The organism is Cellulomonas sp. H30R-01, assembly GCF_010119915.1.
Lineage (GTDB): Bacteria > Actinomycetota > Actinomycetes > Actinomycetales > Cellulomonadaceae > Cellulomonas > Cellulomonas algicola.
The window spans coordinates 133,676-160,194 of sequence record NZ_CP048210.1; the positions used below are offsets into that span (position 1 = coordinate 133,676).

22 protein-coding genes and 2 pseudogenes are annotated in these 26,519 nt (G+C 75.3%); 14 read left to right on the forward strand and 10 right to left on the reverse strand.

The window, feature by feature from the left end; translation table 11 throughout:
* The first annotated feature begins 40 nt into the window (after positions 1–40).
* The 11 genes and pseudogenes from GXP71_RS20065 to GXP71_RS20610 form a co-directional block, all read left to right on the forward strand.
* Entirely contained in the window at positions 41–208 is a 168-nt protein-coding gene (locus GXP71_RS20065; protein WP_200829872.1) for a hypothetical protein, read from the forward strand.
* Positions 209–227: 19 nt separating this feature from the next.
* Positions 228–1,151, forward strand: coding sequence for a PH domain-containing protein (locus tag GXP71_RS00625; protein ID WP_162351070.1), 924 nt, complete (start codon positions 228–230; stop codon positions 1,149–1,151).
* Between the two features lie 78 nt (positions 1,152–1,229).
* Positions 1,230–1,619, forward strand: a complete 390-nt coding sequence (locus GXP71_RS00630) for a hypothetical protein (RefSeq protein WP_162351071.1) — start codon at positions 1,230–1,232, stop codon at positions 1,617–1,619.
* A gap of 56 nt (positions 1,620–1,675) precedes the next feature.
* Complete coding sequence (gene metG / locus GXP71_RS00635; protein ID WP_162351072.1) at positions 1,676–3,460, forward strand: methionine--tRNA ligase; 1,785 nt, start codon at positions 1,676–1,678, stop codon at positions 3,458–3,460.
* A 1-nt stretch (position 3,461) separates the two neighbouring features.
* A complete protein-coding gene (locus GXP71_RS00640) occupies positions 3,462–4,412 on the forward strand; it encodes a TatD family hydrolase (protein ID WP_162351073.1) in 951 nt (316 codons plus the stop codon).
* A 181-nt stretch (positions 4,413–4,593) separates the two neighbouring features.
* Positions 4,594–5,784, forward strand: coding sequence for a ubiquitin-like domain-containing protein (locus GXP71_RS00645; RefSeq protein ID WP_238402535.1), 1,191 nt, complete (start codon positions 4,594–4,596; stop codon positions 5,782–5,784).
* A 324-nt stretch (positions 5,785–6,108) separates the two neighbouring features.
* Entirely contained in the window at positions 6,109–7,395 is a 1,287-nt protein-coding gene (locus tag GXP71_RS00650; RefSeq protein ID WP_238402536.1) for a resuscitation-promoting factor, read from the forward strand.
* A gap of 88 nt (positions 7,396–7,483) precedes the next feature.
* Complete coding sequence (gene rsmA / locus GXP71_RS00655) at positions 7,484–8,437, forward strand: 16S rRNA (adenine(1518)-N(6)/adenine(1519)-N(6))-dimethyltransferase RsmA (protein WP_162351074.1); 954 nt, start codon at positions 7,484–7,486, stop codon at positions 8,435–8,437.
* Entirely contained in the window at positions 8,434–9,378 is a 945-nt protein-coding gene (locus tag GXP71_RS00660) for a 4-(cytidine 5'-diphospho)-2-C-methyl-D-erythritol kinase (protein WP_162351075.1), read from the forward strand. The genes rsmA and GXP71_RS00660 overlap by 4 nt, the downstream gene beginning before the upstream one ends.
* 96 nt (positions 9,379–9,474) lie before the next feature.
* Positions 9,475–9,957 (forward strand): annotated as a pseudogene (locus tag GXP71_RS20605) (ATP-binding cassette domain-containing protein); the annotation flags it as partial.
* A gap of 153 nt (positions 9,958–10,110) precedes the next feature.
* A pseudogene (locus tag GXP71_RS20610) lies at positions 10,111–11,277 on the forward strand (ATP-binding cassette domain-containing protein); the annotation flags it as partial.
* 28 nt (positions 11,278–11,305) lie between these two features.
* On the opposite strand, the gene GXP71_RS00670 reads toward GXP71_RS20610, so the two are convergent.
* Entirely contained in the window at positions 11,306–11,821 is a 516-nt protein-coding gene (locus tag GXP71_RS00670; protein WP_162351077.1) for a hypothetical protein, read from the reverse strand.
* 244 nt (positions 11,822–12,065) lie between these two features.
* On the opposite strand from GXP71_RS00670, the gene GXP71_RS00675 reads away from it, so the two are divergent.
* Positions 12,066–12,812 (forward strand): ZIP family metal transporter, encoded by a 747-nt coding sequence (locus GXP71_RS00675; protein WP_162354130.1) that lies wholly within the window; start codon positions 12,066–12,068, stop codon positions 12,810–12,812.
* A gap of 42 nt (positions 12,813–12,854) precedes the next feature.
* Here the strand turns inward: GXP71_RS00675 and GXP71_RS00680 are convergent, their stop codons facing one another.
* The 7 genes from GXP71_RS00680 to GXP71_RS00710 all read right to left on the reverse strand — a co-directional run bounded on the left by GXP71_RS00680 (position 12,855) and on the right by GXP71_RS00710 (position 22,004).
* Complete coding sequence (locus GXP71_RS00680; RefSeq protein WP_162351078.1) at positions 12,855–13,478, reverse strand: GNAT family N-acetyltransferase; 624 nt, start codon at positions 13,476–13,478, stop codon at positions 12,855–12,857.
* Positions 13,475–15,778 carry a penicillin acylase family protein gene (locus GXP71_RS00685; protein ID WP_162351079.1) on the reverse strand — a complete coding sequence of 768 codons (2,304 nt, stop codon included), beginning with the start codon at positions 15,776–15,778 and terminating at the stop codon, positions 13,475–13,477. Before GXP71_RS00685 ends, GXP71_RS00680 begins: the two co-directional genes overlap by 4 nt.
* Before the next feature lie 88 nt (positions 15,779–15,866).
* The gene (locus GXP71_RS00690; RefSeq protein WP_162351080.1) at positions 15,867–17,738 is read right to left on the reverse strand and encodes an IucA/IucC family siderophore biosynthesis protein; all 1,872 of its coding nucleotides are present in this window, start codon (positions 17,736–17,738) and stop codon (positions 15,867–15,869) included.
* Positions 17,735–18,298, reverse strand: a complete 564-nt coding sequence (locus GXP71_RS20615) for a GNAT family N-acetyltransferase (protein ID WP_162351081.1) — start codon at positions 18,296–18,298, stop codon at positions 17,735–17,737. The genes GXP71_RS00690 and GXP71_RS20615 overlap by 4 nt, the downstream gene beginning before the upstream one ends.
* Positions 18,295–19,653 (reverse strand): lysine N(6)-hydroxylase/L-ornithine N(5)-oxygenase family protein, encoded by a 1,359-nt coding sequence (locus GXP71_RS00700; protein WP_162351082.1) that lies wholly within the window; start codon positions 19,651–19,653, stop codon positions 18,295–18,297. The genes GXP71_RS20615 and GXP71_RS00700 overlap by 4 nt, the downstream gene beginning before the upstream one ends.
* Positions 19,650–21,110 carry a pyridoxal-dependent decarboxylase gene (locus tag GXP71_RS00705; RefSeq protein ID WP_162351083.1) on the reverse strand — a complete coding sequence of 487 codons (1,461 nt, stop codon included), beginning with the start codon at positions 21,108–21,110 and terminating at the stop codon, positions 19,650–19,652. The genes GXP71_RS00700 and GXP71_RS00705 overlap by 4 nt, the downstream gene beginning before the upstream one ends.
* A 192-nt stretch (positions 21,111–21,302) precedes the next feature.
* Positions 21,303–22,004, reverse strand: coding sequence for a TetR/AcrR family transcriptional regulator (locus tag GXP71_RS00710; protein WP_162351084.1), 702 nt, complete (start codon positions 22,002–22,004; stop codon positions 21,303–21,305).
* 93 nt (positions 22,005–22,097) lie between these two features.
* Between GXP71_RS00710 and GXP71_RS00715 the strand changes: the two genes are divergently transcribed.
* Positions 22,098–22,838, forward strand: coding sequence for a DUF4386 domain-containing protein (locus GXP71_RS00715; protein WP_162351085.1), 741 nt, complete (start codon positions 22,098–22,100; stop codon positions 22,836–22,838).
* 127 nt (positions 22,839–22,965) lie between these two features.
* Here the strand turns inward: GXP71_RS00715 and aztD are convergent, their stop codons facing one another.
* Entirely contained in the window at positions 22,966–24,240 is a 1,275-nt protein-coding gene (gene aztD, locus GXP71_RS00720; protein WP_162351086.1) for a zinc metallochaperone AztD, read from the reverse strand.
* A 245-nt stretch (positions 24,241–24,485) separates the two neighbouring features.
* Between aztD and GXP71_RS00725 the strand changes: the two genes are divergently transcribed.
* Positions 24,486–25,130 carry a DUF6518 family protein gene (locus tag GXP71_RS00725; protein WP_162351087.1) on the forward strand — a complete coding sequence of 215 codons (645 nt, stop codon included), beginning with the start codon at positions 24,486–24,488 and terminating at the stop codon, positions 25,128–25,130.
* A 114-nt stretch (positions 25,131–25,244) separates the two neighbouring features.
* Here the strand turns inward: GXP71_RS00725 and GXP71_RS00730 are convergent, their stop codons facing one another.
* Positions 25,245–26,510, reverse strand: coding sequence for a CynX/NimT family MFS transporter (locus GXP71_RS00730; RefSeq protein WP_162351088.1), 1,266 nt, complete (start codon positions 26,508–26,510; stop codon positions 25,245–25,247).
* Between the last annotated feature and the right edge of the window lie 9 nt (positions 26,511–26,519).

Consider the following 26,519-nt stretch of genomic DNA (forward strand, 5'->3'; position numbering starts at 1 on the left):
GCCGACCCGCCCGACCCGCCGCCCGACCTGCGAGGACCGCATGCCGCCGAAGCTCAAGACCACGCTGTTCTGGATCGTCGCGATCTTCCTGGTGTACGCGATCGTCACGAGCCCCGACCGCGCCGCCGACCTCGTCCGTGCGTTGTGGGACATGATCACGGGCGCGTTCGCGAGCTTCGGCCGGTTCTTCGCGGGCCTCACCGAGTAGCGACGTCCGGCCGCACGCCATGACGACCCCCGACGCGATCGTCCGCAGCCACCGCAACATCCGGCGGTACGTGCTGCCGGGCGAGCGCGTCGTGTTCACCGCCCGCTCGCACTGGGGCAAGCTCGCCGAGCCCGTCCTCACCACGTTCGGCGGCTTCCTGCTGCTCGCGTTCCTCGTCGTGCCCGGTGCGGGGATGGTCGTGGGGCAGGAGAACGCGGACCGGCTGTGGCTGCTGTTCCTGCTGCTGCTCGGCCGCCTCGGCTGGAAGGTGCTCGACTGGCGCAACGAGTGGTTCGTCGCGACGGACAAGCGGATGCTCCTGCTGTACGGCCTGGTCACGCACAAGGTCGCGATGATGCCGCTCGTGAAGATCACCGACATGCGGTACTCGCGGTCGCTCGTCGGGCGCGTGCTCGGGTACGGGGAGTTCCTGCTCGAGTCCGCCGGCCAGGACCAGGCGATGCGACGCATCAACTGGGTCGCACGCCCCGACGCCACCTACCGCGAGCTGTGCGCCACGATCTTCACCCCCGGCAGCGCCGGGGCCCAGCCCTCCGCGCGGCAGCCGGGTTTCACCGCCGGGGGCTGGCCCGCGCAGCCGGGCGTGACGACGACGGCCGGCTGGCCTGCCCCGACGGGTGCGCCCGCTCCGGCGAGCCGGCCCGTGCAGGGTCCCGTCCCGTCGCCCGTGCCCGCACCGGCGACCCCGTGGCAGCCCGTCCCCGGCGGCGCGACCGTCCCCGGCGGTGCGACGGTGCCCGCCGCTCCCTCCGACCGGGTCGGGTCGCCCGTGCGCGAGCCCGCGTACCGTCCCGGCGACACGCAGCCGATCCGCATCCCGCCCGCCGCACGCGACGACCGCGGCTGGGACGTGTCGGGCGACCGCGCGACGTTCGTGCCGGTCGAGGACACCGAGGCCCGCGACCGCCTGTACGACGACTGACCTCACGGCCGCCGCGTTCGGCGACCGGTCGGGCGACCGCCCTTCCCCCGCACGCAGCGAGCGTGCTGGGGTGGGCGCGTGACGACGCCGACGACCACCGCCCCCGAGGTCCGGGTCCGGCGCCCGCTGCTCGTCGGCGGCGCGGTGACCGCCGTGTCCCTGCTGGGGATCGCCTGGGTGGCCCGCGACTCGCTGCGCCGCGTGCTGCTCCCGCGCCCGTCCGACGCGTGCCCCGCGATGCTCCCGGTGCCCGTGTCCTGCATGCCCGAGGCGCACGTGCTCGTCGCGGCGCTGACCGCGGGGACGGTCGTCGTGGTGCTCGCCGTGCTCGCGGCGGTCGTGCGCGCCCGCTTCCCGGCGCCGGTCGTGCGGACCGTGCTCGCCGCCCTCACCGTCGTCGGGGCGCTCGCGGTCGGGTACGTCGCGGTCTGGCCGTTCCCGACCCCCACGGGATGGCTGCCGGCCTGACGCCGCGCACCGGAACACCCGCGACCGGGCGCGACGCGCTCACCTAGGATCGCCGCATGTCCCGCATCCTGTCGGCCGTCGCGTGGCCCTACGCGAACGGCCCCCGCCACATCGGTCACGTCGCCGGCTTCGGCGTCCCGTCGGACGTCTTCTCCCGCTACATGCGGATGGCGGGCCACGACGTGCTCATGGTGTCGGGCACGGACGAGCACGGGACGCCGATCCTCGTGCAGGCGGAGAAGGAGGGCGTGAGCCCGCAGGCGCTCGCGGACCGCTACAACCGGGTCATCGTCGAGGACCTCGCGCAGCTCGGCCTCTCGTACGACCTGTTCACGCGGACGACGACGCGCAACCACTACGCGGTCGTGCAGGAGATGTTCCGCACGGTGCACAAGAACGGGTACATGGTCGAGCAGCAGACCATGGGTGCGATCAGCCCGAGCACGGGCCGCACGCTCCCGGACCGCTACATCGAGGGCACGTGCCCGATCTGCGGGTACGACGGCGCGCGCGGCGACCAGTGCGACAACTGCGGCAACCAGCTGGACGCGATCGACCTCATCAACCCGAAGAGCCGGATCAACGGCGAGACCCCGAAGTTCGTCGAGTCGACGCACTTCTTCCTCGACCTGCCCGCGTTCGCCCAGGCCCTCGAGCAGTGGCTGAGCACGCGCCAGGGCTGGCGCCCGAACGTCCTGAACTTCAGCCTCAACCTCATCGACGACATGCGTCCGCGGGCGATGACGCGGGACATCGACTGGGGCATCCCGGTGCCGCTGCCGGGCTGGCAGGAGAACCCGAACAAGCGTCTGTACGTGTGGTTCGACGCGGTCATCGGGTACCTGTCGGCGTCGATCGAGTGGGCGCGCCGCACGGGCGACCCCGAGGCGTGGCGCGGCTGGTGGAACGACCCCGAGGCCCTGTCGTACTACTTCATGGGCAAGGACAACATCACGTTCCACTCGCAGATCTGGCCCGCGGAGCTCATGGGCTACGACGGGCGCGGCTCGAAGGGCGGTGAGCCCGGCGTCTACGGCAACCTCCAGCTGCCGACGGAGGTCGTGTCGAGCGAGTACCTCAACGTCGCGGGCGAGCAGTTCAGCACGTCGCGCGGGGTCGTCATCCTGGTGCGCGACATGCTGTCCCGCTACCAGCCGGACGCGCTGCGCTACTACCTGTCGGTCGCCGGGCCGGAGACGCAGGACGCCGACTTCACGTGGGCGGACTTCAAGCGCCGGACGAACGACGAGCTCGTCGCGGGCTGGGGCAACCTGGTGAACCGGACCGCGAACATGATCCACACGAACTTCGGCGCGATCCCCGAGGCGGGCGCGCTGCAGCCGGTGGACGAGGCGCTGCGCGCGACGACGGCGGCCGGGTTCGGCACGGTCGGCAAGCTGCTCGGCGAGCACCGCAACCGGGCCGCGATCGGCGAGGCCATGCGCGTCGTGCAGGAGGCGAACCGGTACCTCTCGGAGACCGAGCCGTGGAAGCTGAAGACGGACCGCGAGCGCCTCGGCACCGTCCTGCACACGGCCGCGCAGGCCGTCGCGGACGCGAACACGATGCTCGCGCCGTTCCTGCCGTTCGCGGCGCAGAAGGTGCACGAGACGCTGGGCGGGTCCGGCACGTTCGCGCCGATGCCGCGCATCGACGAGGTCGAGGACCTGGACGACGCGTCGCGCTCGTACCCGATCATCACGGGCGACTACTCGGCGACCCCGCGGTGGGCGTCGGTGCCGCTGGTCCCGGGCACGTCGGTCGACAAGCCGGTGCCGGTCTTCACGAAGCTCGACGACGCGATCGTCGAGGAGGAGATCGCGCGCGCCGAGCAGGCCTGACGTGGCACGCACGCGCGACCGTGGCTGGCCGCCGCCGCCGGAGCGGCTGCCGCTGCCGGTCGTCGACAACCACACGCACCTCGAGTCGGTGCTGGGGTGGGTGGCCGACGGCTGGCAGCGGGCCGCGGACGGCACGGCGGTCGACGACGCCCCCGCGCCGACGCTCGACGAGCACCTGGCGCGGGCTGCGGCCGTCGGTGTGGACCGGATGGTGCAGGTGGGCTGCGACTACGAGTCGGTCGTGCTGACGGCCGACCTCGTGCAGGCGCACCCCGCGCTGCTCGGGGCCGTCGCGATCCACCCGAACGAGGCCGTGCTGCATGCGGGCGTCCGGGAGGTCGCGCCCGACGGGCTGACGCCGGACCCGCGGTTCGTGCACGAGGACGTCGGGCTCGACGAGGCGCTCGCGCGCGTGGCGGCGGTCGCGCGTGCGACGCCGCGGGTGCGCGCGATCGGGGAGACGGGGCTCGACTTCTTCCGTGCGGGCCCGCGGGGTCGCGAGGTGCAGCGGGAGGCGTTCCGGGCGCACGTCGCGCTGGCCAAGGAGCTCGGACTCGCCCTGCAGATCCACGACCGCGACGCGCACGCCGAGGTCGTCGAGGTCCTGCTGGCGGACGGTGCGCCCGAGCGGACGGTCTTCCACTGCTTCTCGGGCGACGCGGAGCTGGCCAGGCTCGCGGTGTCGCACGGCTGGTTCCTGTCGTTCGCGGGGCCGGTGTCGTTCGGTGCGAACGACGACCTGCGCGCGGCGCTGCGCGAGGTCCCGCCCGGGCTGCTGATGGTCGAGACCGACGCGCCGTACCTCACGGTCCACCCGTTCCGTGGCCGGCCGAACGCGCCCTACCTGCTGCCGGGCACGGTCCGCACGGTCGCCGAGGTCACGGGCCGGTCGCTCGAGGACGTGTGCGCCGGGGTCTCGGCGACGGCGGAGCAGGTCTACGGTCCCTGGTGACCTCCCGGTCGCGTCGTCGGGGGCGGTGCGCGCGCTGGTCACCGGGCGTCCGGGGGTCGGCCGCGGGTGGTCGGCCCGGTCACGGATCGGTTACGGTCGGACAGGCGTCCACGACGGTCGCCGCAGGGTGGTCCGCGAGGGTCGCCCGAGCCGTCCCCTCCCGGCCCGAAGGACCCACCGCGTGCGCCCTGACCACCCGCCCGTGACCGCCGCGCGGTCGCGCGCGCTGCCCGCCGTCGCGCGGGCCGTGGTCCTGGCCCTCGTCGTCGGCGTGACCAGCGCGTTCGCGGTGCTGCACAAGGAGGTCACGCTCGACGTCGACGGCCGGTCGGTCGAGGTGCAGGCGTTCGGCCGGACGGTCGCGGACGTGCTCGAGGGCAGCGACGTGCAGGTCGGGGAGCGCGACCTCGTGGCACCCGGGCTGGCGGACCCGATCGCGCGCGGCGGGCAGATCGTCGTGAGGCACGGTCACGAGCTGCAGGTCGAGGTCGACGGCGAGGAGCGCACCGTCTGGAGCACGGCGCTCACGGTGGGCGAGGCCGTCGACGGCCTCGGGCTCCGCGACGGCGAGGTGCGCCTGTCGGCGTCCCGCAGCTCGGCGCTGGAGCGCGGTGACGTGCTGCGCGTCTCCACCCTCAAGACGATCCACCTGGTCGTCGACGGCCAGGTCATCGACGGTCTGAGCAGCGCCGCGGTCGTGCGCGACGCGCTCAAGGACGTCGGCCTGGTGCTGAACGAGGGCGACAAGGTGTCGGTGCCGCTCGACGCGACGGCGGTCGACGGCCTCGTCGTGCTGGTCACGCGCGCCGGCACGGGCGGTGAGACCCTCACCGAGGCGATGCCGTTCGAGACCCAGGAGGTCGAGGACGCGACGCTCGTCAAGGGCAACAAGGTCGTGAAGACCAAGGGTCGCGCGGGCGTGCGCACGACGATGTACGAGCTGCAGGTCGTGGGCGGCGTCGTCGTGGGCCGGACGCCGATCGCGTCGGTCGTCACGACCCCGCCCGTGACGCAGGTCGTGCGGGTCGGCACCGCGGAGCTCCCGGACCCGTCGACGGTCGCGGTCGAGCCCGGTACCGCGCAGGCGATGGGCAAGGAGATGGCCGCGGCCCGCGGCTGGGGCGACGACCAGTTCGCGTGCCTGCTGTCGCTCTGGAACAAGGAGAGCGGCTGGCGCGTCAACGCCGAGAACAGGTCGTCGGGGGCGTACGGCATCCCGCAGGCGCTGCCCGGTTCGAAGATGGCGACGGTCGGCGCGGACTGGCAGACGAACCCCGCGACGCAGATCACCTGGGGCCTCAACTACATCAGCGCCCGGTACGGCACCCCGTGCGGTGCGTGGGCGCACAGCCAGGCCAAGGGCTGGTACTGACCCGTCCCGCCGCGCGCCGCTGACCTGCGGCGACGCTCCCGTGTGACGTCTCTCACCCCGCCGGTGCGCCTGCGCGGGCTTGGAGATCTGTCACGGTTCCGTTACGGTCGCGTGTCGGTCCTGCCCGTCCGGGCCCCCGTGTGCCTCTGACACGCGGCGGTCGCAGTCGGTGGTGCAGGGCCGTGCGACGGCTCGGACAGCAGCCGTCACGACGGCCGGATCGGGGATCCGGGACCGGTGGGGGACGACCCGAGGGTCGACCTCCCGCGTGCGCCACGTGCCACGTGCCCACCGGGTGCCCTGCGCGGGCGCGACCTGGACCCCGTGCCCGGGCACGACGACGGCTGGAGCCTCGTGACCTTCACGACCCGATTCCGCAGTTCCTTCGCGCGCACCAGCGCCGAGTCCCCCCAGACGCCGGGGGACGAGACCCCGACCGCCACCGACGGTCAGGGCGCCGCGACGAAGGGCCTCCGGTCCGGTCGTCGACTGGTCCCGCTCGTCGCCGCCGCCACGGTCCTCCTCGTGGGGGGCGCGACGGCCGGCTACGCCCACGCGAACAAGGCCGTGACGCTCGACGTCGACGGTGAGGTCGTGCGCGTCACGACGTTCGCCGGCTCCGTCGACGGGCTGCTCGCCGAGCACGGCGTCCAGCTCGGCGAGCGTGACGTCGTCACGCCGAGCGGTGCGCTCACCGAGGGCACCGACGTCGTCGTGCGCCACGCGCGCCAGGTGACCGTCTCCCTCGACGGCACCGAGAAGCCGGTGTGGACCACCGCGATCACCGCCGACGAGGCGCTCGACACGCTCGCGTCCCGCGCGGACGACGTCGCCCTCGTCGCGTCCCGCTCCGCCGCCGGCGGCCGCCCCGAGCTCGCGCTCGACCTCACGCTGCACGGCTCCGCCGACGTCCTCGTCGACGGCCAGACGCTCCAGACGCCGGACGGCGACGCACGCGTCGCGCAGGTGCTCGGCGAGCTCGGCATCACGCTCAACCCGCTCGACCGCGTCTCGGTCCGCCAGTCGCCCGAGGGGCGCGTGCAGGTCGTCGTGAACCGTGTCGCCGTGCAGGAGGTCGCCTCGACCCACGCGGTGCCGTTCGCGTCGAGCACGCAGGAGGACGCGACCCTCTACACCGGGCAGCGCAAGGTCGCCGTCGCGGGCGTCGCGGGCGTGCGCACGCTCGTCGAGCGCGTCACGACGGTCGACGGCGTCGAGACGGCCCGCGAGACGGTGTCGGACCAGGTCACGCAGGCCCCGGTCGACGAGCTCGTCAAGACGGGCACCAAGGCCCGCCCGGCGCCGGCCCCCAAGGCGCCGTCGTCCGGCTCGACGGCCGCGGCCGGCCCGATCACGGCGGGCGGCAGCGCCGACTCGCTCAACTGGGCCGCGCTCGCGAGGTGCGAGTCCGGCGGCAACCCCGCCGCCGTGTCGTCGACGGGCAAGTACCACGGCCTCTACCAGTTCTCGGTGGCGACGTGGCAGGCGGTCGGCGGCGCCGGCCTCCCGTCCCAGGCCAGCCCCGACGAGCAGACCGCGCGCGCGAAGATGCTGTACAACCGCTCGGGTGCGGGCCAGTGGCCGCACTGCGGGAAGTACCTCTTCTCCTGACGCGTCCCTGACGCGCTCCGACGCCCGCCACCCCGCCCCGGGGTCGGCGGGCGTCGGCGTCCCCGCGCGAGCGCCTAGGCTCTTCGCCATGTCGACCTCGCTGCTCGGGCCCGCGGAGATCCGGGCGCTCGCCGAGCGGGCCGGGGTGCGGCCCACCAAGACCCTGGGGCAGAACTTCGTGCTCGACGCGGGCACCGTCCGCAAGATCGTGCGGCAGGCCGACGTCGGGCCGGGGGAGCGCGTCGTCGAGGTCGGTCCCGGACTCGGGTCGCTGACGCTCGGGCTGCTCGAGGCGGACGCGGACGTCGTCGCGGTCGAGATCGACCCGGTCCTCGCGCGGCTGCTGCCCGGCACGGTCGCGGAGCACGTGCCCGGGCTCACGGTGGTGCAGGCCGACGACGTGGACGGCTCGCCCGTCGTCGTGCTGCGCGACGCGGACGGGCGCGACCGTCTGACGGTCGTGCTGCGCGACGCCCTCGAGGTGCGCGAGCTCCCCGGGAAGCCGCCCGTCGCGCTCGTCGCCAACCTGCCCTACAACGTGTCCGTGCCCGTCCTGCTGACGTTCCTCGAGCGGTTCGACTCCCTCGAGCGGGCGCTCGTCATGGTGCAGGCCGAGGTCGCGGACCGCCTCGCCGCACCGCCCGGCAGCCGCACGTACGGCGTGCCGTCGGCGAAGGCCGCCTGGTACACGCACGCGCGCCGCACCGCGACGGTCGGCCGCTCCGTGTTCTGGCCCGTCCCGAACGTCGACTCCGCGCTGGTCCGGCTCGACCGCCGCGAGCCGCCGACGACCACCGCGGCCCGCGAGGAGGTGTTCGCGGTCGTCGACGCGGCGTTCGCGCAGCGGCGCAAGATGCTGCGCCCAGCCCTCGCCACGCTCGCCGGGTCGGCCGACGCCGCGCAGGCCGCGCTCGTCGCCGCGGGCGTGGACCCGCAGGCCCGGGGCGAGAGGCTCGACATCGAGGCGTTCGCACGCATCGCCGAGCAGCTCGCGTCCCCCGCGGGCGCGGGTCCTGGCGGACCTGGCACAGTGGAGCCGTGACGCTGACCCCCGTGGCCCCGCTGCCCGAGCACGAGGTCAGGGTCCGCGCGCCCGGGAAGATCAACCTCTCGCTGCGCGTCGGGCCGCGCGACGAGGACGGCTACCACCCGCTGTCGACGGTGTTCCAGGCGGTCGGCGTCTTCGAGGAGGTCGTCGCGACGCCGTCGGAGACCTTCGAGCTCACGGTGAGCGGACCGCAGGCGGAGGTCGTCCCGACCGACGACGGCAACCTCGCGCTCCAGGCCGCACGCCTGCTCGCCGAGCGCGTCGGGATCGACACCGGTGTGCACCTGCACGTCGTCAAGGACGTGCCCGTCGCGGGCGGCATGGCGGGCGGCTCGGCCGACGCCGCTGCCGCGCTGGTCGCGTGCGACGCGCTCTGGCGGACCGGCCTGAGCCGCGACGACCTCCTGGACCTCGCCGCGAGCCTCGGGTCGGACGTGCCGTTCTCCCTGACCGGCCACACCGCCGTCGGGTCGGGGCGCGGGCACCTGCTGACGCCGGCCCTCACGCGCGGCGAGTTCCACTGGGCGTTCGCGGTGCAGCACCGCGGCCTGTCGACGCCCGCCGTGTACCGCGCCTTCGACGAGCTGCACGGGCACGACACCCCCGCCGAGCCGGACGCCGAGGCGGACGTCCCGCTCATGCAGGCGCTGCGCGCCGGTGACGCCCGTGCGCTCGGTGCCGCGCTCCACAACGACCTGCAGACGGCGGCCCTCGAGCTCGACCCCGGCCTCGCCGAGCCGCTCGCCGTGGCTGAGGACGCGGGGGCGCTCGGCGTGATCGTGTCCGGGTCCGGCCCGACCGTCGCCGCGCTCGCACGCAGCCGGCAGCACGCGCTCGTCCTCGCGGCCGCGTTCACCGCGTCGGGCGTCGCGGACCGCGTGCTCACCGCCGCCGGTCCGGTCGCAGGTGCCCGGGTGGTGTCGGCGACGGACTGACCGGTCGTCGCCGTGCGGCGTCGGCGGCCGGTGACCGCGGCCGGTGACCAGCGCGGTCGTCGAGGGCCCGATCCCGGCGGGTAGCCTGTCGCCTCGATGGCTCACCTGCTCGGCGCGGACCGCGTCACCCTCACGCTCGGCACGCGCACGCTCCTCGACGAGGTCAGCCTCGGCCTGGACGACGGCCAGCGCATCGGCGTCGTCGGTCCCAACGGCGCCGGCAAGTCCACCCTGCTGCGCGTCCTCGCCGGCCTCCAGGGGCCGGACGCCGGACGCGTCACGCGCGCGGGCGGTGCCCGGGTCGCCGTGCTCGACCAGCGCGACGAGCTCACGCCCGGCACGGTCCTCGACGCGGTGCACGGGTCGGCCGACGCGCACGAGTGGGCGTCCGACGCACGCATCCGCGCGGTGCACGCGGGCCTGCTGTCCGACGTCGGCCTCGACACCGACGTGTCGTCGCTGTCCGGCGGGCAGCGTCGCCGGGTCGCGCTCGCGGCGCTGCTGGTCCGCGACGACGAGGTGCTCGTGCTCGACGAGCCCACCAACCACCTCGACGTCGAGGGGGTCGCGTGGCTCGCCGCGCACCTCGTCGAGCGGTACGCGCGCGGGTCCGGTGCGCTCGTCGTCGTGACGCACGACCGCTGGTTCCTCGACGCGGTGTGCACGCGCACCTGGGAGGTGCACGACGGCGGCGTCGACCAGTACGACGGCGGGTACGCCGCCTACGTGCTCGCACGCGCGGAGCGTGCGCGGACCGCGGCCACCACGGAGGAGAAGCGGCAGAACCTGCTGCGCAAGGAGCTCGCGTGGCTGCGGCGCGGCGCACCCGCCCGCACGTCGAAGCCGCGGTTCCGCATCGACGCCGCGAACGCGCTCATCGCCGACGAGCCGCCGCCGCGCGACCGCATGGAGCTCGCCCGCATGGCGACGGCCCGGCTCGGCAAGGACGTGCTCGACGTCGAGGACGTGACCCTCGCGTTCGGCGACAAGGTGCTGCTCGACGACGTGACCTGGCGGCTGGGCCCGGGCGACCGGATCGGGGTCGTCGGCGTCAACGGCGCCGGCAAGACGACGCTGCTGCGCCTGCTCGCCGGGCGGCTCGCGCCCACGTCCGGGCGGGTCAAGCGCGGCAAGACCGTCGCGGTCGCCGAGCTGCGGCAGGACGTCGAGGACCTCGACGAGCTCGCGGACCTGCGCGTCGTCGAGGTCGTCGAGCGCGAGAAGCGGTCGATCGTCGTCGGCGGCAAGGAGCTCACCGCGTCGCAGCTCGTCGAACGGCTCGGCTTCCCGCGCGACCGCGCGCGCACCCCGGTGCGCGACCTGTCCGGTGGCGAGCGGCGGCGCCTGCAGCTGCTGCGGCTGCTCGTCGGCGAGCCCAACGTGCTGCTGCTCGACGAGCCGACCAACGACCTCGACACCGACACGCTCGCCGCGCTCGAGGACCTGCTCGACGGCTGGCCCGGCACGCTCGTCGTCGTCTCGCACGACCGGTACCTGCTCGAGCGCGTGTGCGACCGGCAGGTCGCGCTGCTCGGCGACGCGAAGCTCCGCGACCTGCCCGGCGGCGTCGAGCAGTACCTCGAGCTGCGCCACGCGGCAAGTGAGGCCCAGCCGCCCGCGGCGACCTCGCCCGCCTCCGACACGCCGCTGCCGGGGGACGCCACCGCCGTCGCGGGTCCCACGCAGGCCGAGGTCCGCGCCGCCCGCAAGGAGATCGCGCGCATCGAGCGACGGCTGTCGCGCATCGCCGACCTCGAGAAGGACCTGCACGACAAGATGGCCGCGCAGGCGACCGACCACCAGGCCGTCCTCGCGCTCGATGCCGAGCTGCGCACGCTCGCCGCCGAGAAGGACGACCTCGAGGCCGCCTGGCTCGAGGCCGCGGAGGTCGCGGGCTAGTCCGGGCCCGGGCTGCGCCGTCCGGCGGTCACGCGCCCAGCAGGTTCGACGCCGCGACGGCCGTCGCCGCCCCGACCACGAGCAGCAGCGTGCCCAGCATCGTGCAGATGCGGCCGGGCGACAGCCCCGCGAGCACCTGCCGGACGGTGCCGAGGAACGTGCCGAGCTGCTCGAGCGTGGCTCCCGCGGGCAGCATCCCGCCCACGGCCGACTGGGGCTTGTCGGGGTCGGGCGGCGTGTGGGGCACGGGCGGGACGGCGAACGCGTCGGACCGCACGGCCTCCGCGGTGAGCAGGCCGACGCCGACGCCGACGAGCAGCGCCCCGACCGCGACCGCCGCGCCGATGCCGTACATCGCGAGCGCTCGGTCCGCCGACGTCCCGGCGACGACGACCGCGACCGACGCCGCGACGGCGAACCCCGCACCACCCGCGGCGCTCCACCACCGCACCGAGCGGAGCGCGCTCGCGCGGTCGTGCAGCGGCGCCCACGTGACCGCCCCGAGGTGCGGCTGCTGCTCCGGCTCGCTCGACGTCCCGGCCATGGCGAGGTCCCCCCGATCCTCGTGCGCCCGACCCGTCCAGCGTCCGCTCCTGGACCGCGCGCGACAAGGATGATCCTCACGCGGCGGTCGCGACGGACCTCCGGCCGCGGCGGACGTCGCCGACGCCGCGCGGTTGCCGGGCGTGGTGGGGGCTGCGAGCGTGGCTCGTCGGTCGGCGTCGAGCCGGGGCGTCGTCACCGCGCTCGCCCGCGTCGACGGGGAGCCGGGCAGAGCGGAGGTCGTCGTGCCCGTGTGGGCGGAGGCGGGCCTGTGGGGCCTCGTCGCAGGTGCGGCGCTCGTCCTCGGCGCGCTCGTGGGGTGGCGGCTGCGCGTCCCGCAGCGCGTGGTCGCCGGGATCATGGCGTTCGGAGCCGGTGTGCTCATCTCGGCGCTGGCGTTCGACCTCGTCGACGAGGCGGAGCGCACGGGCGGCCTGACGGCGACCGTCGTCGGGTTCCTCGCGGGCGCGCTCGCGTACGTCGGCGCGAACGTCGTGCTCGCCCGGCGCGGTGCCCGGCACCGCAAGCGCTCGCAGGACCAGCAGTCGGGCCCGGAGGAGAGCGGCAGCGGTGCCGCGATCGCGATCGGTGCGCTGCTCGACGGGATCCCGGAGTCCGTCGTCCTCGGGCTCTCGCTGCTGGGCGGCGGAGGCGTCGGCGTGTCCGTGCTGGCCGCCATCGCGATCTCGAACCTCCCGGAGGGGTTGTCGAGCGCCTCCGGGATGCGCAACGCGGGGCGCAGCGCGCGCTACGTCTTCGGGGTGTGGGGCGGTATCGCCGTCGCGAGCGGGCTCGCCGCGCTCCTCGGCGCGTTGCTGCTCCAGGACGCCCCGGCGCAGGTGGTCGCGGCGATCACGGCCGTCGCCGCCGGGGCGATCCTCGCGATGGTGGCCGACACGATGATTCCCGAGGCGTTCGAGCGGACCCACCTGTACGCCGGCCTCATCGCGACCGTCGGGTTCCTGCTGGCGTTCGCGATCGAGCGCGCCTGACGCCCGGTGCGTCCGTGCGGCGGTCGTCGCGCGTGCGGAGCCTCACGCGCCCGACGTCGTGGGGCGTACCTGCGCCCAGCGCTCGCGGGTGAGGAAGGCGAGCTGTGCGCGCTTGGTCGGGAGGTCGACGACGGGTCCGAGCACGAAGCCCTGGCGGATGGCGCGTGACACCGCCCGGTCGTTGCGCGCGTCGGGCTCGATGACGACGCGACGTGCGGCCGGCGGTTCGAAGAGCGCGTCGAGCACGGCACCCATGAGCAGCGTCGAGAAGCGCGGGGTCGGGCGGCCGCGCGCACCGAGCAGGAAGTGCAGGCCGAGGTCGCCCGGCTGGACGTCGTAGGCCTCGCCGACCGGGTCGTGCTCGGGCTCGTACGTCTGCAGCAGCGCGACGGGCAGGCCGTCGCGGCGCAGCAGGAACGCGTGATGGCTCGGCAGGCCGTCGACGAACGCGTACGTGTCGCGCAGCTCGGTGCGGCTCAGCCCGCCGAGGCCCCAGAACCCGGTGTGCGGCTGCGTGACCCAGGCGTGCACGGTGTCGAGGTCGCCGTCGGGGTCGAGGACCGTCGTCGTGAGGACGCCCAGGCCGGGCACGTCGCGCTCGTCGACGACCGTGCCGCGCGGGCCCGAGCGCAGGCGCGCGCCCGTCGTGGGGGCGGTGGTGGTCATGGCAGGTCCTCCCGGTGCAGCCGGTCCCAGTCGGTGACGACCTCGGTCGTGCGGGCGTCGAGCCACGCGTCGAGCTGGTCGAGGGCGTGCGGGTCGCCGGGCACGCCGCTCGCGCCGAACGGCACGTTCCAGCGGCTGCGCTCCCGGTCGGCCAGGTCCCACACGTAGCGCGCGACCGAGACGCGCCACGACCGGTGCGTGACGCCGGGGGTCGACGACGTCGAGCGCACGCACTCCGTGTCGCCGCCGACGCCGGCGTCCACCCGGAACGGGGACGCGCACCCCGGGACCTCGTCGAGCACGTGCAGGGGATGCAGGCGGTGCAGGTCCGCCCAGGCGGGCGCGTCGGCGGGCGCGCCGTCCCCGTGGGCCTCGGCGACCACGTCCTCGAGCGCGGCACGGACCAGGGCCGGTCCGTCGAGACGCAGGCGGTCCGGGTCCGCGCGGTCCGCGTCGAGGAGCGCGGGAAGCGCGTCGGCGACCCGTGCGGGCACGACGAACCACGGCGCGAGGACAGGGCCGGCGCCCGCGTCGTCGTGCAGGGCCGCGAGCGACGGGTGCGCGGCGACGCGTCGGACGAGGGCCGACCGCCAGCGTGCGAAGTCGGCCGCGCTCCGGCTGTCGGCCGCCATCTCCCGGTCCCACGCCAGGAGCCGGTCGCGCAGCCTGCGTGCGTCGGCCGACAGGTCCACGGCGGCGGCCGAGACGTCCACGTCGGCGGGCGGGAGGTGCGCGAGGAGGCGGGCGGCGCCGTCGTGCCGCACGTCGCCGTGCACGCGCGCGGTGCTCGCCGCGTTCGCGGGCTCGTCGCGGGTCGCGTCGAGCAGCGTGCGGATGCGACGGGCTCGCTGCGGTGGGGCGTACAGCGCGCCCAGGTCCTGGTCGGGGCGTGCGGGGCGCTCGTTGGCGTCGACCGCGACGTCGGCGACCGGCTCGGGGTCGACGGGCGACACCCAGCGCGGCGGGCGCCCGGCGTCGGACCACGCGTCGTGCGGGCGGTGCCGGAGGCCCGCGTCGCGGTCGGGGACCCGTCCGGCGACGACGCGCAGGACCACGCCGCGCCGGTCCGCGACGAGCACGCGGTTGACCGGGTCGACCCAGTCCCGCAGCACGTCGGCGACCTGGGCCGCGGTGCGCACGTGCAGCAGCCGACGCAGGCACCCGACGCCCGCGTCGGCGGTCGCGCGCACGGGGAAGCGCACGGACCACGCGTCGCGCTCGACGGGCTCGTCGCCGGTCGCCGCGCCGCGTCCGCTCCCGCCCGACGTGGCGTCGCGCGGGGCGCGGACGGCCACGCGAGCAGGACCGTCGTCTGACGCGCCCTCCTGGCTCGAGGTCTCGTCGTCGCGCGGCGCGGGACGGTCGTCGGTGCCGCCCTGCCACAGCACCGGGCCGCGCGCGGTCTCGCCGACCAGCACCGGGACGTCCTCACCGCCGCGGACGCGGACCGTCTCCTCGTGCACCGTCGCCGGCTCCCAGCCGTCCGGCCCGCGCGCCTGCCAGCCGTCGGACGACCGGCGCAGGCGCTCGCGGAACACCTCGACGTGGTGCGCCATCGCGTTCGTCACGCCCCACGCGACGTCGCCCGTGTGCGCGACGTGCGGCACCCCGGGGACGCCCGGGAACGCGAGCCCGACGACGTCGACGCCCGGGCACGCGAGCCGGACCTGCTGGTAGACGCCCGGGAGCTCGAGCAGGCGGTGCGGGTCGCCCGCGACGAGCGGGAGACCGCTCGCGGTGCGCGACCCGTGCAGCGCCCACGCGTTGCTGCCGCCCGAGCCGGGGTCGCCCGCACCGCCCGCGGCGTCGAACAGGCCGACGGCGTCGTCGCCGAGCGCGCGCGCGACGTGGTCGTTCCACAGCAGCCGCGGGAACGTCGAGAACAGCACGTGCGCGACGAGCAGCACCCCGACCGGTCCCCACGCGGGCCACGGCTCACGTGGGGTGGAGCCGCCGAGGTGCGCGTCGAGCGCCTCGACCTCCGCGACGGGTCGCCCGCGCAGGCCGTCGTCGATCCCACGGACGTACGCGGCGAGCCACGCGCGGTCGTCGTCGGGCAGCGCGTCGTGCACCCGGCGCGCGGTGTGGGCGATGCGCAGGCGTCGCGCGAGCACGTCCCAGTCGATGCCCGCCGGGCCGATCCGCTCCGCGAGCCGACCCTCCGCACGCCAGAGGTCGACCTCGACCTGCCACGCGCGGTCGACCGCCGTCACGAGACCTTGCCCGTACGCGAGGCCGAGCTCGTCGTCCGCGCGCACGTGCGGCACGCCCCACGCGTCGCGGAACACCTCGACCGTCATGCGCCCACCCTGCTGCGGGCCCGAGCGGTCGCGCACGTCGTCACGCACGCGCGGGCGCGCGTCGCCGGGGACGCGGACGCGCACGCCGTCATGCGTCGCGCCGCCGCGCGACCGGGTTGGCGAGCGTGCCCGCGTAGATGAGCGAGCCCGACGGGTCGGTCAGGTCGACCATCTGCGCGGTGTTCCGCAGCTGGAGCCGGTTGAGGCACGAGTGCGCGAAGCGCCGGGCGCGCAGGTCGACGCGTCGGTGCAGGTCGGGGTGGCGTGCGGCGTGCGCGTCGATCACGTCCGCCACGAGGCCCCAGAACGCCCGCTCGTCGAGCAGCCCGTCGGTGTCGAGGATCGCGGCGAGGTGCCGCAGGAACCCGTCGAACACGTCGGTGAAGACGGCGAGCGCGGCCTCGTCGGCGTCCACGGGGTGCCGCACGCGCGCGACCTCGTCGGGCAGGGGCCGGTCGGTGAGGACGACGACCTCCTCGCCGATGTCCTTGAGGAACGCGCCGACCGGCACGTGCGCGTCGAGGTCGAGGATGACGTTCTCGCCGTGCGGCATGAACGCGAGGTCGTGCGCGAGCAGGCAGTGCACGAGCGGCGTGAGGTAGACGTCGAGGTAGCGCCGCACCCACGCGGTCGCGTCGAGCCCGGACGCGGCGACGAGCGCGCCGACGTAGGACGCGCCGTCCGCGTCGCGGTGCAGCAGCGACGCCATGGTCGCGAGCGCGTGCCCGGCCGGGACGAGCGGGACGGGACTCTCGCGCCACAGCGCGGCGACCATCTTGCGGTGCGCGTTCGGCTGCGGCGTGCGGTGGTACGCGTCGCCGGTGTACCCGATCGAGACGCGCTCGCGCAGCACGCGGAACCCGAGTGCGCCCAGCACGGGGTCACCCGCGACGAGGTCCGCGACCCAGTCGTTGATGACCGGTGTCGCCGCCATGTACGCGGGGGACAGGCCCCGCAGGAAGCCCATGTTCTGGATCGCGAGCGCGACCTTGACGTAGTGCCGCGACGGGTCGGACACGTTGAGCAGCGTGCGGATCGACTGCTGCGGCAGGTGGTCGTCGTCGCCCGTGCCCAGGAGGACGAGGTCGCGGCGGGCGACGTCGGGCGCGAACGTGATCGCGAGCCGGTGCTCCCACTGCCACGGGTGCACGGGCAGCCAGCGGTAGCCGGCCGGGTCGAGGCCCAGGTCGTGGAGCTGCGCGTGGAACCGGGCGATCGTCGCGCCGCCCAGCTCCGCGAGGTAGAACGCGTCCTCGTCGAGCCCCGCGCCGAGCGCGAGGTGGCTGACGTCGCGCCGCACCGCGAGCCACACGAGCCGCACGGGCCGGCCGGCCTCGGGCGCGTAGGCCGCGTGCTCGGTGACGCCGAACCCGATGCGCCCGTTGTTCGCGACGAACGACGGGTGCCCCTCGGTCATCGCGGCCTCGACCTCCCACAGCGGTGCGCCGACGAGGTCCGCGGCCGACGGGCCGCCGTGGTGCGCCTTGAACGCGCCGCTCGCGAGCGTCGACGCGATCTCCTCCAGGTACACCGCGAGCAGGTGGTCGGGGATGCGCAGCAGCGGCTGCAGCTCCAGGACCAGCGCCATCGCGTCGAGCGGCGCGGGCTCGCCGTCGACGTCACGCGTCAGGCTGGCCTCGTCGAGCGCCCAGTGCTCCAGCGACAGGCGACGGGCACGGAACCGGTAGACGACGCGGCCGTGGTCGAGGACCACGCGGTAGTCGTGCGGGTCGCGCTCGTCGTCGACGGGCCCCGAGGGCTCGAGATGCTCGGCGGGAGCGGTGGCCGTCGCCGCGGACTCCTCCAGGACAGGCGCGAGCAGCCGCTCGTGCGTGAGCTCCGACAGGGCCTTCGCGACGAGGTGCCGCTGCGCGACGGCCATGGTCTCGGGCCGCAGGTGCGCGACGGCGCTCCGCAGAGGCGTCAGCCCGGTGCCCGGACGTTCGGTGGTGGCGGTCATCGCAGGGTCCTTCCCAGGGGGCTCGCGGCGAGGTCGGCGCGCGTGCAGACGGACAGCAGCGCGCGCTTGCCGGGGAGGTCGACCTCCCGCAGCACGCGGAACCCGGCCGCGGCGTTCTTCGCGGCGATGCGGGTGTTGGTGACGTCGGGCTCGACGACGACGCGCGTCGCGCCGAGGTCGTCGAGCACGAACCGCACGACCTCCCGCATGACGGCCGAGGTGAGGCCGTGCACGGGGGCGCCGGTCGGCGGCGCGACGAGCAGGTGCATGCCCACGTCGCCGGGCTCGGCGTCGTGGACCGCGGCGAGCAGCACGTGCGCGGGGTCGTACGTCTCGACGAGGAACGTCGGCTCCCCGTCGACACGGCCCAGCCACGCGTGCTGGTGCGGGTCGGCCGCGAGGTCGTCGAGGTACGCGCGCAGCTCGTCGACGGTCAGGTGGCCCATCTCCCACGCCGTGGACCGCGGGTGCGTGAGCCACGCGTGCAGGCGCGCGAGGTGGGCGGCGGCGTCGAGCGGCTCGAGCGTCACGTCGAGCGAGGCGGCCGTCGTCGCCGTCATCGGGCACCGCCGACGAGCACGTCCGCGTCGGCGTCGGCGGGCGCGACCGGTCGCGCGTCGGCGGGCACCCCGAACTCCTGGAACGCGATGCGGCGCTCGCGGGGGTAGACCTCGTGCCCGACGACGGCCTCGAGGATCGCCGACGACCGCCACGCGCCGAACCCGAGGTCGGGTGCGGTGACGCCGTGCGTGTGCTCCTCGCCGTTCTGCACGAACACGCGCCCGCGCCCGCCGTCGACGGAGTAGTCGCGCGCGACGGCGAACCGTCCGCGCTCGTCGAGGTCGAGGCGGTCGAGCACGGGGTCGAGGAACGCGGGGACCTGCGCGGCGTACCCGGTCGCGAGGACCAGCGCGTCGGTCGTCCGCTCGTGCTCGGCGTCGAGCTGCCCGTGCCGCAGCCGCAGCGTGAACCGCTCGCCGTCCCACCGCGCGCCGACGACCTCGGTGTCCGTGAGGAGCGTCGTCGGGACGGGTCCGGCGGCGCTCTTGCGGTAGAGCGTGTCGTAGATGTCGTCGACGAGCGCCGCGCTGATGCCCTTCGACAGCGCGCGCTGCTCGCGCCCGACCCGGTCGCGCACGTCCGGCGGGAGGCCGTGGAAGTGGTCCGTGTACTCCGGGGACGTCATCTCGAGCGTGAGCTTCGTGTACTCCATCGGGAAGAACCGCGGTGAGCGCGTGACCCAGTCGAGCCGGTAGCCGCACCGGTCGACGTCCTCGAGCAGGTCGCGGTAGATCTCGGCCGCCGACTGCCCGCTGCCGACGACGGTCACGCTGCGCGCCGCCTGCAGCGACGCCCGGGACGGCAGGTAGTCGGCGCTGTGCACGACAGGCCCGCCGAGGCCCCGCAGCGCGGACGGGACCACCGGCTGCGTGCCGACGCCGAGCACGACGTGCCGCGTCCGGTACGTCTCGACGCCGCCGTCGGGCCGCTGGGCGCGCACGAGGTAGTCGTCGCCGTCGGCCTCGACCTGCACGACGGCGCGCCCCCAGCGCAGCGTCGCGAGCCGGCCGGCGACCCACCGGCAGTACGCGTCGTACTCGGCGCGCAGCGGGTAGAACGACTCGCGGATGTAGAAGGGGTAGAGCCGCCCGGTGGCCTTGAGCCAGGCGAGGAACGAGAAGCGCGACGTCGGGTCGGCCATCGTCACGAGGTCGGCGAGGAACGGGACCTGGATGGTCGCGCCCTCGAGCATCATCCCGTGGTGCCACGCGAAGCCGTCGCGGCCGTCGAGGAAGACCGCGTCGAGCCCGAGCGGGTCGGCGAGCGCGGCGAGGCCCAGGTTGAACGGGCCGATGCCGATGCCGACGAGGTCGTGCGTGCGGGTGCCGGTCGTGCCGTTCGCGCTCGCGCTCACCGGGCCACCGCCGCCGCGTCCGCGACCAGGTCGTCGCCCTCGACGAGCGCGGCCCCGGCGGCGCGCACGAGCTCGAGCACGCCGGCGACGTCGTCGAGCGTCGTGTCGGGGTTGAGCAGCGTGAGCTTGAGGCACGGCCGCCCGTCGACGACCGTCTTGGCGACGAGCGCGCGCCCCGAGCCGAACAGCGCCGCGCGGACCTGGGGGACGAGCGCGTCGGCCTGCGCGTCCGGGACCCCCGCGGGCTGGTACCGGAACAGGACGGTCGACAGCTGCGAGCGCCCGACGAGGACGAGGTCGTCGTCCTCGTCGACCCACCGCTGCGCGGCGGCGGCGAGGTCGAGCACCTCGTCGAACATCGCCCCGAGCCGGTCGGCGCCGAGCGCGCGCAGCGTCGTCCAGAGCTTGAGCGCGTCGAACCGGCGCGTCGTCTGGAGCGACTTGTCGACCTGGTTCGGCTCGTCGCTGTCCTGCGGGTTGAGGTAGTCGGCATGCCACGCGACGGGTGCGAGGTCGGCGGGGTCGCGCACGAGGAGCGCGCTCGACGACACCGGCTGGAAGAAGCTCTTGTGGAAGTCGACGGTGACGGAGCGGGCGCGCTCGATGCCGTCGAGCAGGTGCCGGCGGGTGGGGGAGACGAGCAGCCCGCAGCCGTAGGCGGCGTCGACGTGCAGCCACGTGCCGTCGGCCTCGCAGACGCGTGCGACGGGGTCGAGCGGGTCGACGCAGCCGCGGTCGGTCGTGCCCGCGGTCGCGACGACCGCCATCGGGACGTCGCCCGCGGCGCGGATCGCGGCGAGCGTGGCCGCGACGCCGTCGGGCCGCAGCCGCCCGACCGCGTCGACGGGGGCGGCGACGACGGCATCGGTCGCGAGGCCCAGCAGGAGCGCGGCCTTCTGGACGCTGAAGTGGCTCGACGTGCTGGCGACGACGCGCAGCCGCGGCAGGATGGCGCCACGGTCGGCGACGCCGGCGAGCGCGTGCTCGCGCGCCAGCAGCAGCCCCTGCAGGTTCGACTGCGTGCCGCCCGAGGTGAAGATCCCGTCCCCGGCGGCGAAGCCGATGCGGCGCGCGGTCCAGTCGACGACGCTGCGCTCGACGAACGTCCCGACCCCCGACTGGTCGAAGGTGTCGACCGACGGGTTGACGGCGGCGAGCACGGCCTCGGTCGCGACGGCGGGGAGCACGACGGGGCAGTTGAGGTGGGCCGCGTAGGTCGGCAGGTGGAACCACACCGCGTGCTCGAGGACGAGGTCGTCGACCTCGCGCAGCGCCGCGGGCGTGCCGATCGCCGGCCCGTCGAGGTCGACGGCGTCGACGAGCGACCGCAGCTGTGCGGGCGTCGCGCCGGAGTACGGCTGGGTGGTGGTCCGCAGGCGTGCGGCGATCCGGTCGACGGTGGTGCGCACCGTGTCGGCGTAGTGGTCGGCGGTGCGGGACGACAGCAGCTCGCGCACGCGAGGCCCCCCTGGGGTCGACGAAGTGGAGCGCTTCGCGGTGAGGTGATCCTTACCCAGCGAAGGCTCGCCTAACCTAACCGCATGCTCGCATGCGTCAAGCCGTGCGCCGAGGCGTGGACGATCCGGGTGAGACGGACAGGCGTCCGGGTCGGCGGGCGCGCGGCGGGCGCGGACCGTCGACGGTGCAGGTCAAGGCGTGCGGCGGCCGGCGCGCGCGGCCGCCGACGACCAACCGTCGCGGTGCAGCCGCTCGATCCCGTCGAGCAGGAGGTCGAGCGAGAACTCGAACTCGAACCGGTCGTCGCAGCCGGCCTCGACGACGCTGCCGGGATCGTGCGACGCCGCGCTCGCGACCGCGACGACGTGCGGGAACGCGGCGACGAACATCGCGGCGGTCTCGTCGTCGAGCGGCGTGCCCGCGGCCGTCGACTCGGTGTGCAGCTCCTGGCTGAACCCGAGCGCGCGGCTGCCGAGCGTGTGCATGACGTGGTGCGTGAGGTCGGTCGTGAGGCCGCCGCGCAGCAGGATCGCGATGGTCGCGTCGAGGTGGCCGAGGATGACCGGCGTCGGCGCCTCCTGCGCCTCGAGCACGCGGCGGGCCCACGGGTGCCGGAGCAGCGCGGCGCGCGCGTCGAGGATCCGGGTGCGCAGCGCGTCCTTCCACGGCAGGTCGGGATCGGTCGCGGGGATCTCGCCTATCACGCGGTCGACCATCGCGTCGAGCAGCTCGTCCTTGTGCGCGACGTGCTTGTACAGCGCCATCGGGACGACGCCCAGCTCCTGCGCGAGCCGCCTCATGCTGACGGCGTCGACACCCTCGGCGTCGGCGAGGTCGAGCGCGGCGTCCAGCACGCGGTCGCGCGTGAGCGGCGCGCGTCGCTCCTCCGCCATCCGGGTCACCTCCTTGACCGGTGTACACCGTACACCTACAGTCGGTCCGCATCAGGTGTACGCCGTACACCTCATCGAGCCGGGAGCACCGTCATGAAGTCCAGCCGTGGGAACGCCGTCGTCGTCGGCGCCTTCTTCGTCCTCGCCGCCGTCGCGGCCGTCGCGGGCCTCGCGCTCTACCAGCCCGCGCTGAGCGACCCGGGGTACGTGCTCGGCGGCGGGGCCGACACGCAGGTCCTGCTCGGCGGACTCCTCGAGGTCGTGCTCGCGGTGTCCTGCATCGGGACGGCCGTCACGATCTACCCCGTGATCCGGCGGCACGCCCCCGCGGCGTCGATCGCGTACGTCGCGGGCCGGCTGCTCGAGGCCGCCGTCATCTGCGTCGGGATCGTCGCGACGCTCGCGCTCGTCACGCTGCGCCAGGAGCGCGCCGCGGGCGTCGAGGGCACCGCCGACGACGGCGCGCTCGTCGCCGTCGCGCACGGCCTCGTCGCCGTGCACGACTGGACGTTCCTCCTCGGGCCTGGGCTCGTGATCGGTCTCAACACCCTCGTGCTCGCGGCCGTCGTCCACCGCGCGCGCCTCGTCCCGCGCGCGATCACGGTGCTCGGTCTCGTCGGCGGCCCGCTCGTCTTCCTGTCCTCGACGCTCGTGCTGTTCGGGGCGTACGCGCAGGTCTCGCCGGTCGCGATGGCCGCTGCGATCCCCGTCACCGCCTGGGAGATGAGCCTCGCGGTCTACCTGATCGTCAAGGGCTACCGCACGTCCACGCAGCTGCCGGTCGCGAGCGACGTCGTCGACGCGGGTCGGCACACGGTCGCGCTTCCGGCCTGACCGACCCACCACCCGGCGCGCCGGACCGGCTCTCGGGCCGTCCGGCTCGTCGCCGGGCCGCACGACTCACCGGCGCCCGCGCGGGTCGCCCCACCGCGCGGGCGCCGGGAGAGTCGGAGGGGCGGCGTCAGTGCGCGTGCCGCCCGGCCGCGGACGTCAGCTCGTTCGGCGTGACGTCGAGCTCGGCCGACCGCCACACCTCGCCGGTCGCGACGTCGACCGCGAGCACCCGGTTCGTCGCCGGGTCCGTGACGTAGGCGGTCCGGTCGAGGACGTGCAGCGTCGGGCGGGGCTCCTGCCACTCGTCGGGCTCGGTCCACGCGTCGATCAGCGGGATCGAGCGCGTGAGCGTCCCGGCCTCGGGGTCGATCACGTGCAGCGACCCGTCGGTCCCGAGGACCAGGGCCTCGCCGTCGTGGCCGCGGCCGAGCGAGCGGAAGGTGTACGACGCCGGCAGGTCGACCAGGCGCAGCGACGCGGTGCGGGTGTCGACGAGCGACACGCGCGTCGGCCGCTCGAGCTCGGCCTCGGGGTCGGACTTGTAGTCGCCGAGCACGACGGGCGACTCCTCGCTGCCCGCCTGGTTGCCGATGCGCCCGTACGCGTCGGGGCTCGCGACCTTGGTGATCGTGTCCTCGCCGACGACGACGAGGCCGTCCTGGCAACCCACGACGACGACCTCGTCCGCGGCGACAGCCTCGCCGTGCACCCCGGGGCACGCGTCGGTCGCGGCGACCTCGGCGTCGTCCGCGTCGAGCAGCCGCACGCCGCTGCGCTCCTCCTCGGTGCCGTCCGACACGACGAGCGCGTCGTCCCCGCGCAGCACCGCGACGCCGTGGTGCGGCGACGGGGTCGTGTACGTGCGGGTCACGGCGTCCTCCCCGCCCGCGACGTCGTGCACGTCGAGCACCGTGACCTCGCCGGTGCCGTCGTCGAACAGCGCGACGCGGTCGTCGTGCACGACGACGTGCCCCGGCTTCTCGGCGGCGTAGGTGACGTCGGTGAGGACGGGGTCGGCGGTCCAGTAGTGGGCGTGGTCGCCGTGCTCCTCGGCCCAGGTGCCCGCGTCGAGCACCTGGAAGCCCGCGTCGGTCGACACCATCACGTGGCGGCCGTCGCCCGCGGGGTTCACGCGCAGGAAGCCGTCCTTCTCGATCCGGTCGACGGTCGCGAGCGTGTCCGCGTCGAGCACGAGCAGGCCGCCGTCGTAGGTGACGACGAGCCGGGGCTGGTAGGTCGCGGCCTCGGCGGCCCCGTCCGACGGCGTGCTCTCGGTCGCGGTCGACGCGGGGGGCGCGTCCTCGGCGGTGCCGGCGCACGCCGCGAGGAGGACGAGGGGGAGTGCGGCCGCGGCCGCGCGGCTCGCACCGCGGAGGCGGGGGCGGGCGTGGGTGTGGGTCATGAGGTCGTCAGGTGCCGCGCGGCGGCACCGGCTCCTTCCTGGTCGTGGCGCGACGCGGCTGCGTCACGAGCAGGACCGTAGCAGACGATGACTATCGTTCTCATTAAGACGCCGAGGGGCCCGAGGGTCGACCTACGGGCGCACACGACGTCGTCGACCCGTCCGACCATGGGCCGACGTGATCGCGGCACACCCCTCCCGCGGACCGACGCGACGCACCCGTGCGTGGACCTAGCGTCGGGGCCGTGACCAGCACCGTCGACGTCCCCGGCGTCGCCCCCGCGCGCCGCACCACCGCGACCCTCGCCGTCCTCGGGCTCGCCGCGGTGCTCGGGCTCGCCTGGGGCGTCGCGACGTCCTTCCTCCAGACGGTCCTGCCCGCGCCGTTCGCCGGGCTCGCGAACGCGGTGTCGCCGTGGCTCGTCGTGCCGTTCCTCGTCGGCGCCCGCACGCGGACCCGGCCGGTCGCGCTCGTCGCGGGCCTGCTCGCGTGCGTCCTGCAGGTCGTCGGCTACTACGTCACCGCGGACCTGCGGGGCTTCGGGCTCTCGATCACCTCGATCGCCGAGTGGATCGTGACGGGCGTCGTCGGCGGGCCGGTCTTCGGGCTCGCCGGCCACCTCTGGCGCACGGCGACGGGACGCCTGCGCGGGCTCGGCGAGGCGCTGCTCGTCGCCGTCTGGGCGACCGAGGCCGTCGTCTCCTACGGCATCCGGCTCGGCTACGTCGGGGACGCCCTCGTCTTCGGGTCCGTCGCCGTCGCGCTGCTCCTCACCGTCGGACGCCGACCCGGGCCGCTGCGCGCGACGCTCCGGTGGCTCGCCGTCACGGTGCCCGCCGGTGTCGCCGGGATGCTCGCGCTCGAGCCGATGCTGCGCGTCGTCGGCTGACACGCGGCCGCGCGGCACCGACCTGCCCTCGCGGCGGCCGGCGCCCTGACGCCGGCCCGGCCCCGCGCCGGCAGGCCGCGCGCTCGCTCGCCCTCGCGCTCGAGCCGTGCGCCGTCAGGCCGTCCGACGCACGGAGCGCAGCGCGAGCTGCGCCGCCACGGCCATCGTGAGGATCGAGCCGAGCACCACGAGGAGCGGCGCCTGCCACCCGCCCGACGCCGCGTGCACCGCGCCGAGCACGCTCGGTCCCGCGGCACCGCACGCGTACCCGAAGCTCTGCACCGCCGCCGACATGCGTCGCGCCGCGCGCTGCGACCCCGCGGTCTGCGCGACGACCGTGAAGATCACCGCGAAGTTGCCGCCCTGCGCGACGCCCGCGAGCGTGCACCACACGCCCCACGCGCCCGGCGCGAGCACGAGCCCGATCGGCAGCGTGACCCACCCCAGGGCGATCGCGAGCGACACCACCCGCATCGGCACGCGCCGCGACAGCGCGATCGGCACGGCCACGCCGCCGACCATCCCGAACAGCTGGAACAGCGCCGCGGCGCCGCCGGACGCGGTGGGGTCCATGCCCGTGCCGTCGTGCAGCACGGTCGGCAGCCACGCGCTCACGGCGTAGTACCCGAACGCCTGGCCCGCGAACGAGACCGCGAGCAGCCAGGTCACCGGCCGGCGCAGGGCGTCCGGAACCGTGCGGCCCGCGTGCGCGCCCGCCGTTCCCGCGACTGCGTCCCCGCCCGACCGGGCCTCCGGTGCCTCGTCGTCGCCCGCGGCCCCCGCCGCCCGGACCCGGGGATCGGCACGCCGGCCGTACGCGCGCCGCCACACCACGAGCCCCACGACCGCCAGGCCGCCCCATGACGCGAGCGCCCAGCGCCACCCGACGAGCGACGCGAGCGGCTCGGTCAGGGTCGTCGTCAGGACGCTGCCCGCGTTGAGCGCCGCGGTGTAGAGACCCGTTGCCCGGGGGACCGCCGACGGGAAGTCGCGGCCGATCACGACCGGCACCGCGACGTTCCCCGCGGTGATCGCGACCCCGATGAGCACGGTCCCGACGAGCGCCGTGCCGAAGCCGTCGACGGACCGCAGGACCGTCCCGGCCAGCACCGTCACGAGCGACGCCGTCACGACGCGCGTCGTGCCCTGCCGTGCGAGCAGCACAGCCACGAGGGGTGTTGCCAGCGCGAAGCACAGCACCGGCACGCCCGTGAGCAGCCCGACGCCCGCCGCGGACAGGCCCAGGTCGGCCTGGACGTCGTCGACGACCGGGGCGAGCGCGGTGATCGGTGCGCGCAGGTTGAGCGCGTAGAGCAGGACCGCGGCGAGCAGCAGCCCGCGCGCACCGTCCGCGGCAGCCCGCCGAGCCGCCGCCGTCATGCCCTCGGG

What these genes read in the sequence shown, in the direction of transcription:
- GXP71_RS20065 (WP_200829872.1), top strand. Translation starts at nt 41, where the DNA reads ATGCCGCCGAAGCTCAAGACCACGCTGTTCTGGATCGTCGCGATCTTC.
- GXP71_RS00625 (WP_162351070.1), top strand. Translation starts at nt 228, where the DNA reads ATGACGACCCCCGACGCGATCGTCCGCAGCCACCGCAACATCCGGCGG.
- metG (WP_162351072.1), top strand. Translation starts at nt 1,676, where the DNA reads ATGTCCCGCATCCTGTCGGCCGTCGCGTGGCCCTACGCGAACGGCCCC.
- rsmA (WP_162351074.1), top strand. Translation starts at nt 7,484, where the DNA reads ATGTCGACCTCGCTGCTCGGGCCCGCGGAGATCCGGGCGCTCGCCGAG.
- GXP71_RS00670 (WP_162351077.1), bottom strand. Translation starts at nt 11,821, where the DNA reads ATGGCCGGGACGTCGAGCGAGCCGGAGCAGCAGCCGCACCTCGGGGCG.
- GXP71_RS00680 (WP_162351078.1), bottom strand. Translation starts at nt 13,478, where the DNA reads ATGACCACCACCGCCCCCACGACGGGCGCGCGCCTGCGCTCGGGCCCG.
- GXP71_RS00685 (WP_162351079.1), bottom strand. Translation starts at nt 15,778, where the DNA reads ATGACGGTCGAGGTGTTCCGCGACGCGTGGGGCGTGCCGCACGTGCGC.
- GXP71_RS00690 (WP_162351080.1), bottom strand. Translation starts at nt 17,738, where the DNA reads ATGACCGCCACCACCGAACGTCCGGGCACCGGGCTGACGCCTCTGCGG.
- GXP71_RS20615 (WP_162351081.1), bottom strand. Translation starts at nt 18,298, where the DNA reads ATGACGGCGACGACGGCCGCCTCGCTCGACGTGACGCTCGAGCCGCTC.
- GXP71_RS00710 (WP_162351084.1), bottom strand. Translation starts at nt 22,004, where the DNA reads ATGGCGGAGGAGCGACGCGCGCCGCTCACGCGCGACCGCGTGCTGGAC.
- GXP71_RS00715 (WP_162351085.1), top strand. Translation starts at nt 22,098, where the DNA reads ATGAAGTCCAGCCGTGGGAACGCCGTCGTCGTCGGCGCCTTCTTCGTC.
- aztD (WP_162351086.1), bottom strand. Translation starts at nt 24,240, where the DNA reads ATGACCCACACCCACGCCCGCCCCCGCCTCCGCGGTGCGAGCCGCGCG.
- GXP71_RS00730 (WP_162351088.1), bottom strand. Translation starts at nt 26,510, where the DNA reads ATGACGGCGGCGGCTCGGCGGGCTGCCGCGGACGGTGCGCGCGGGCTG.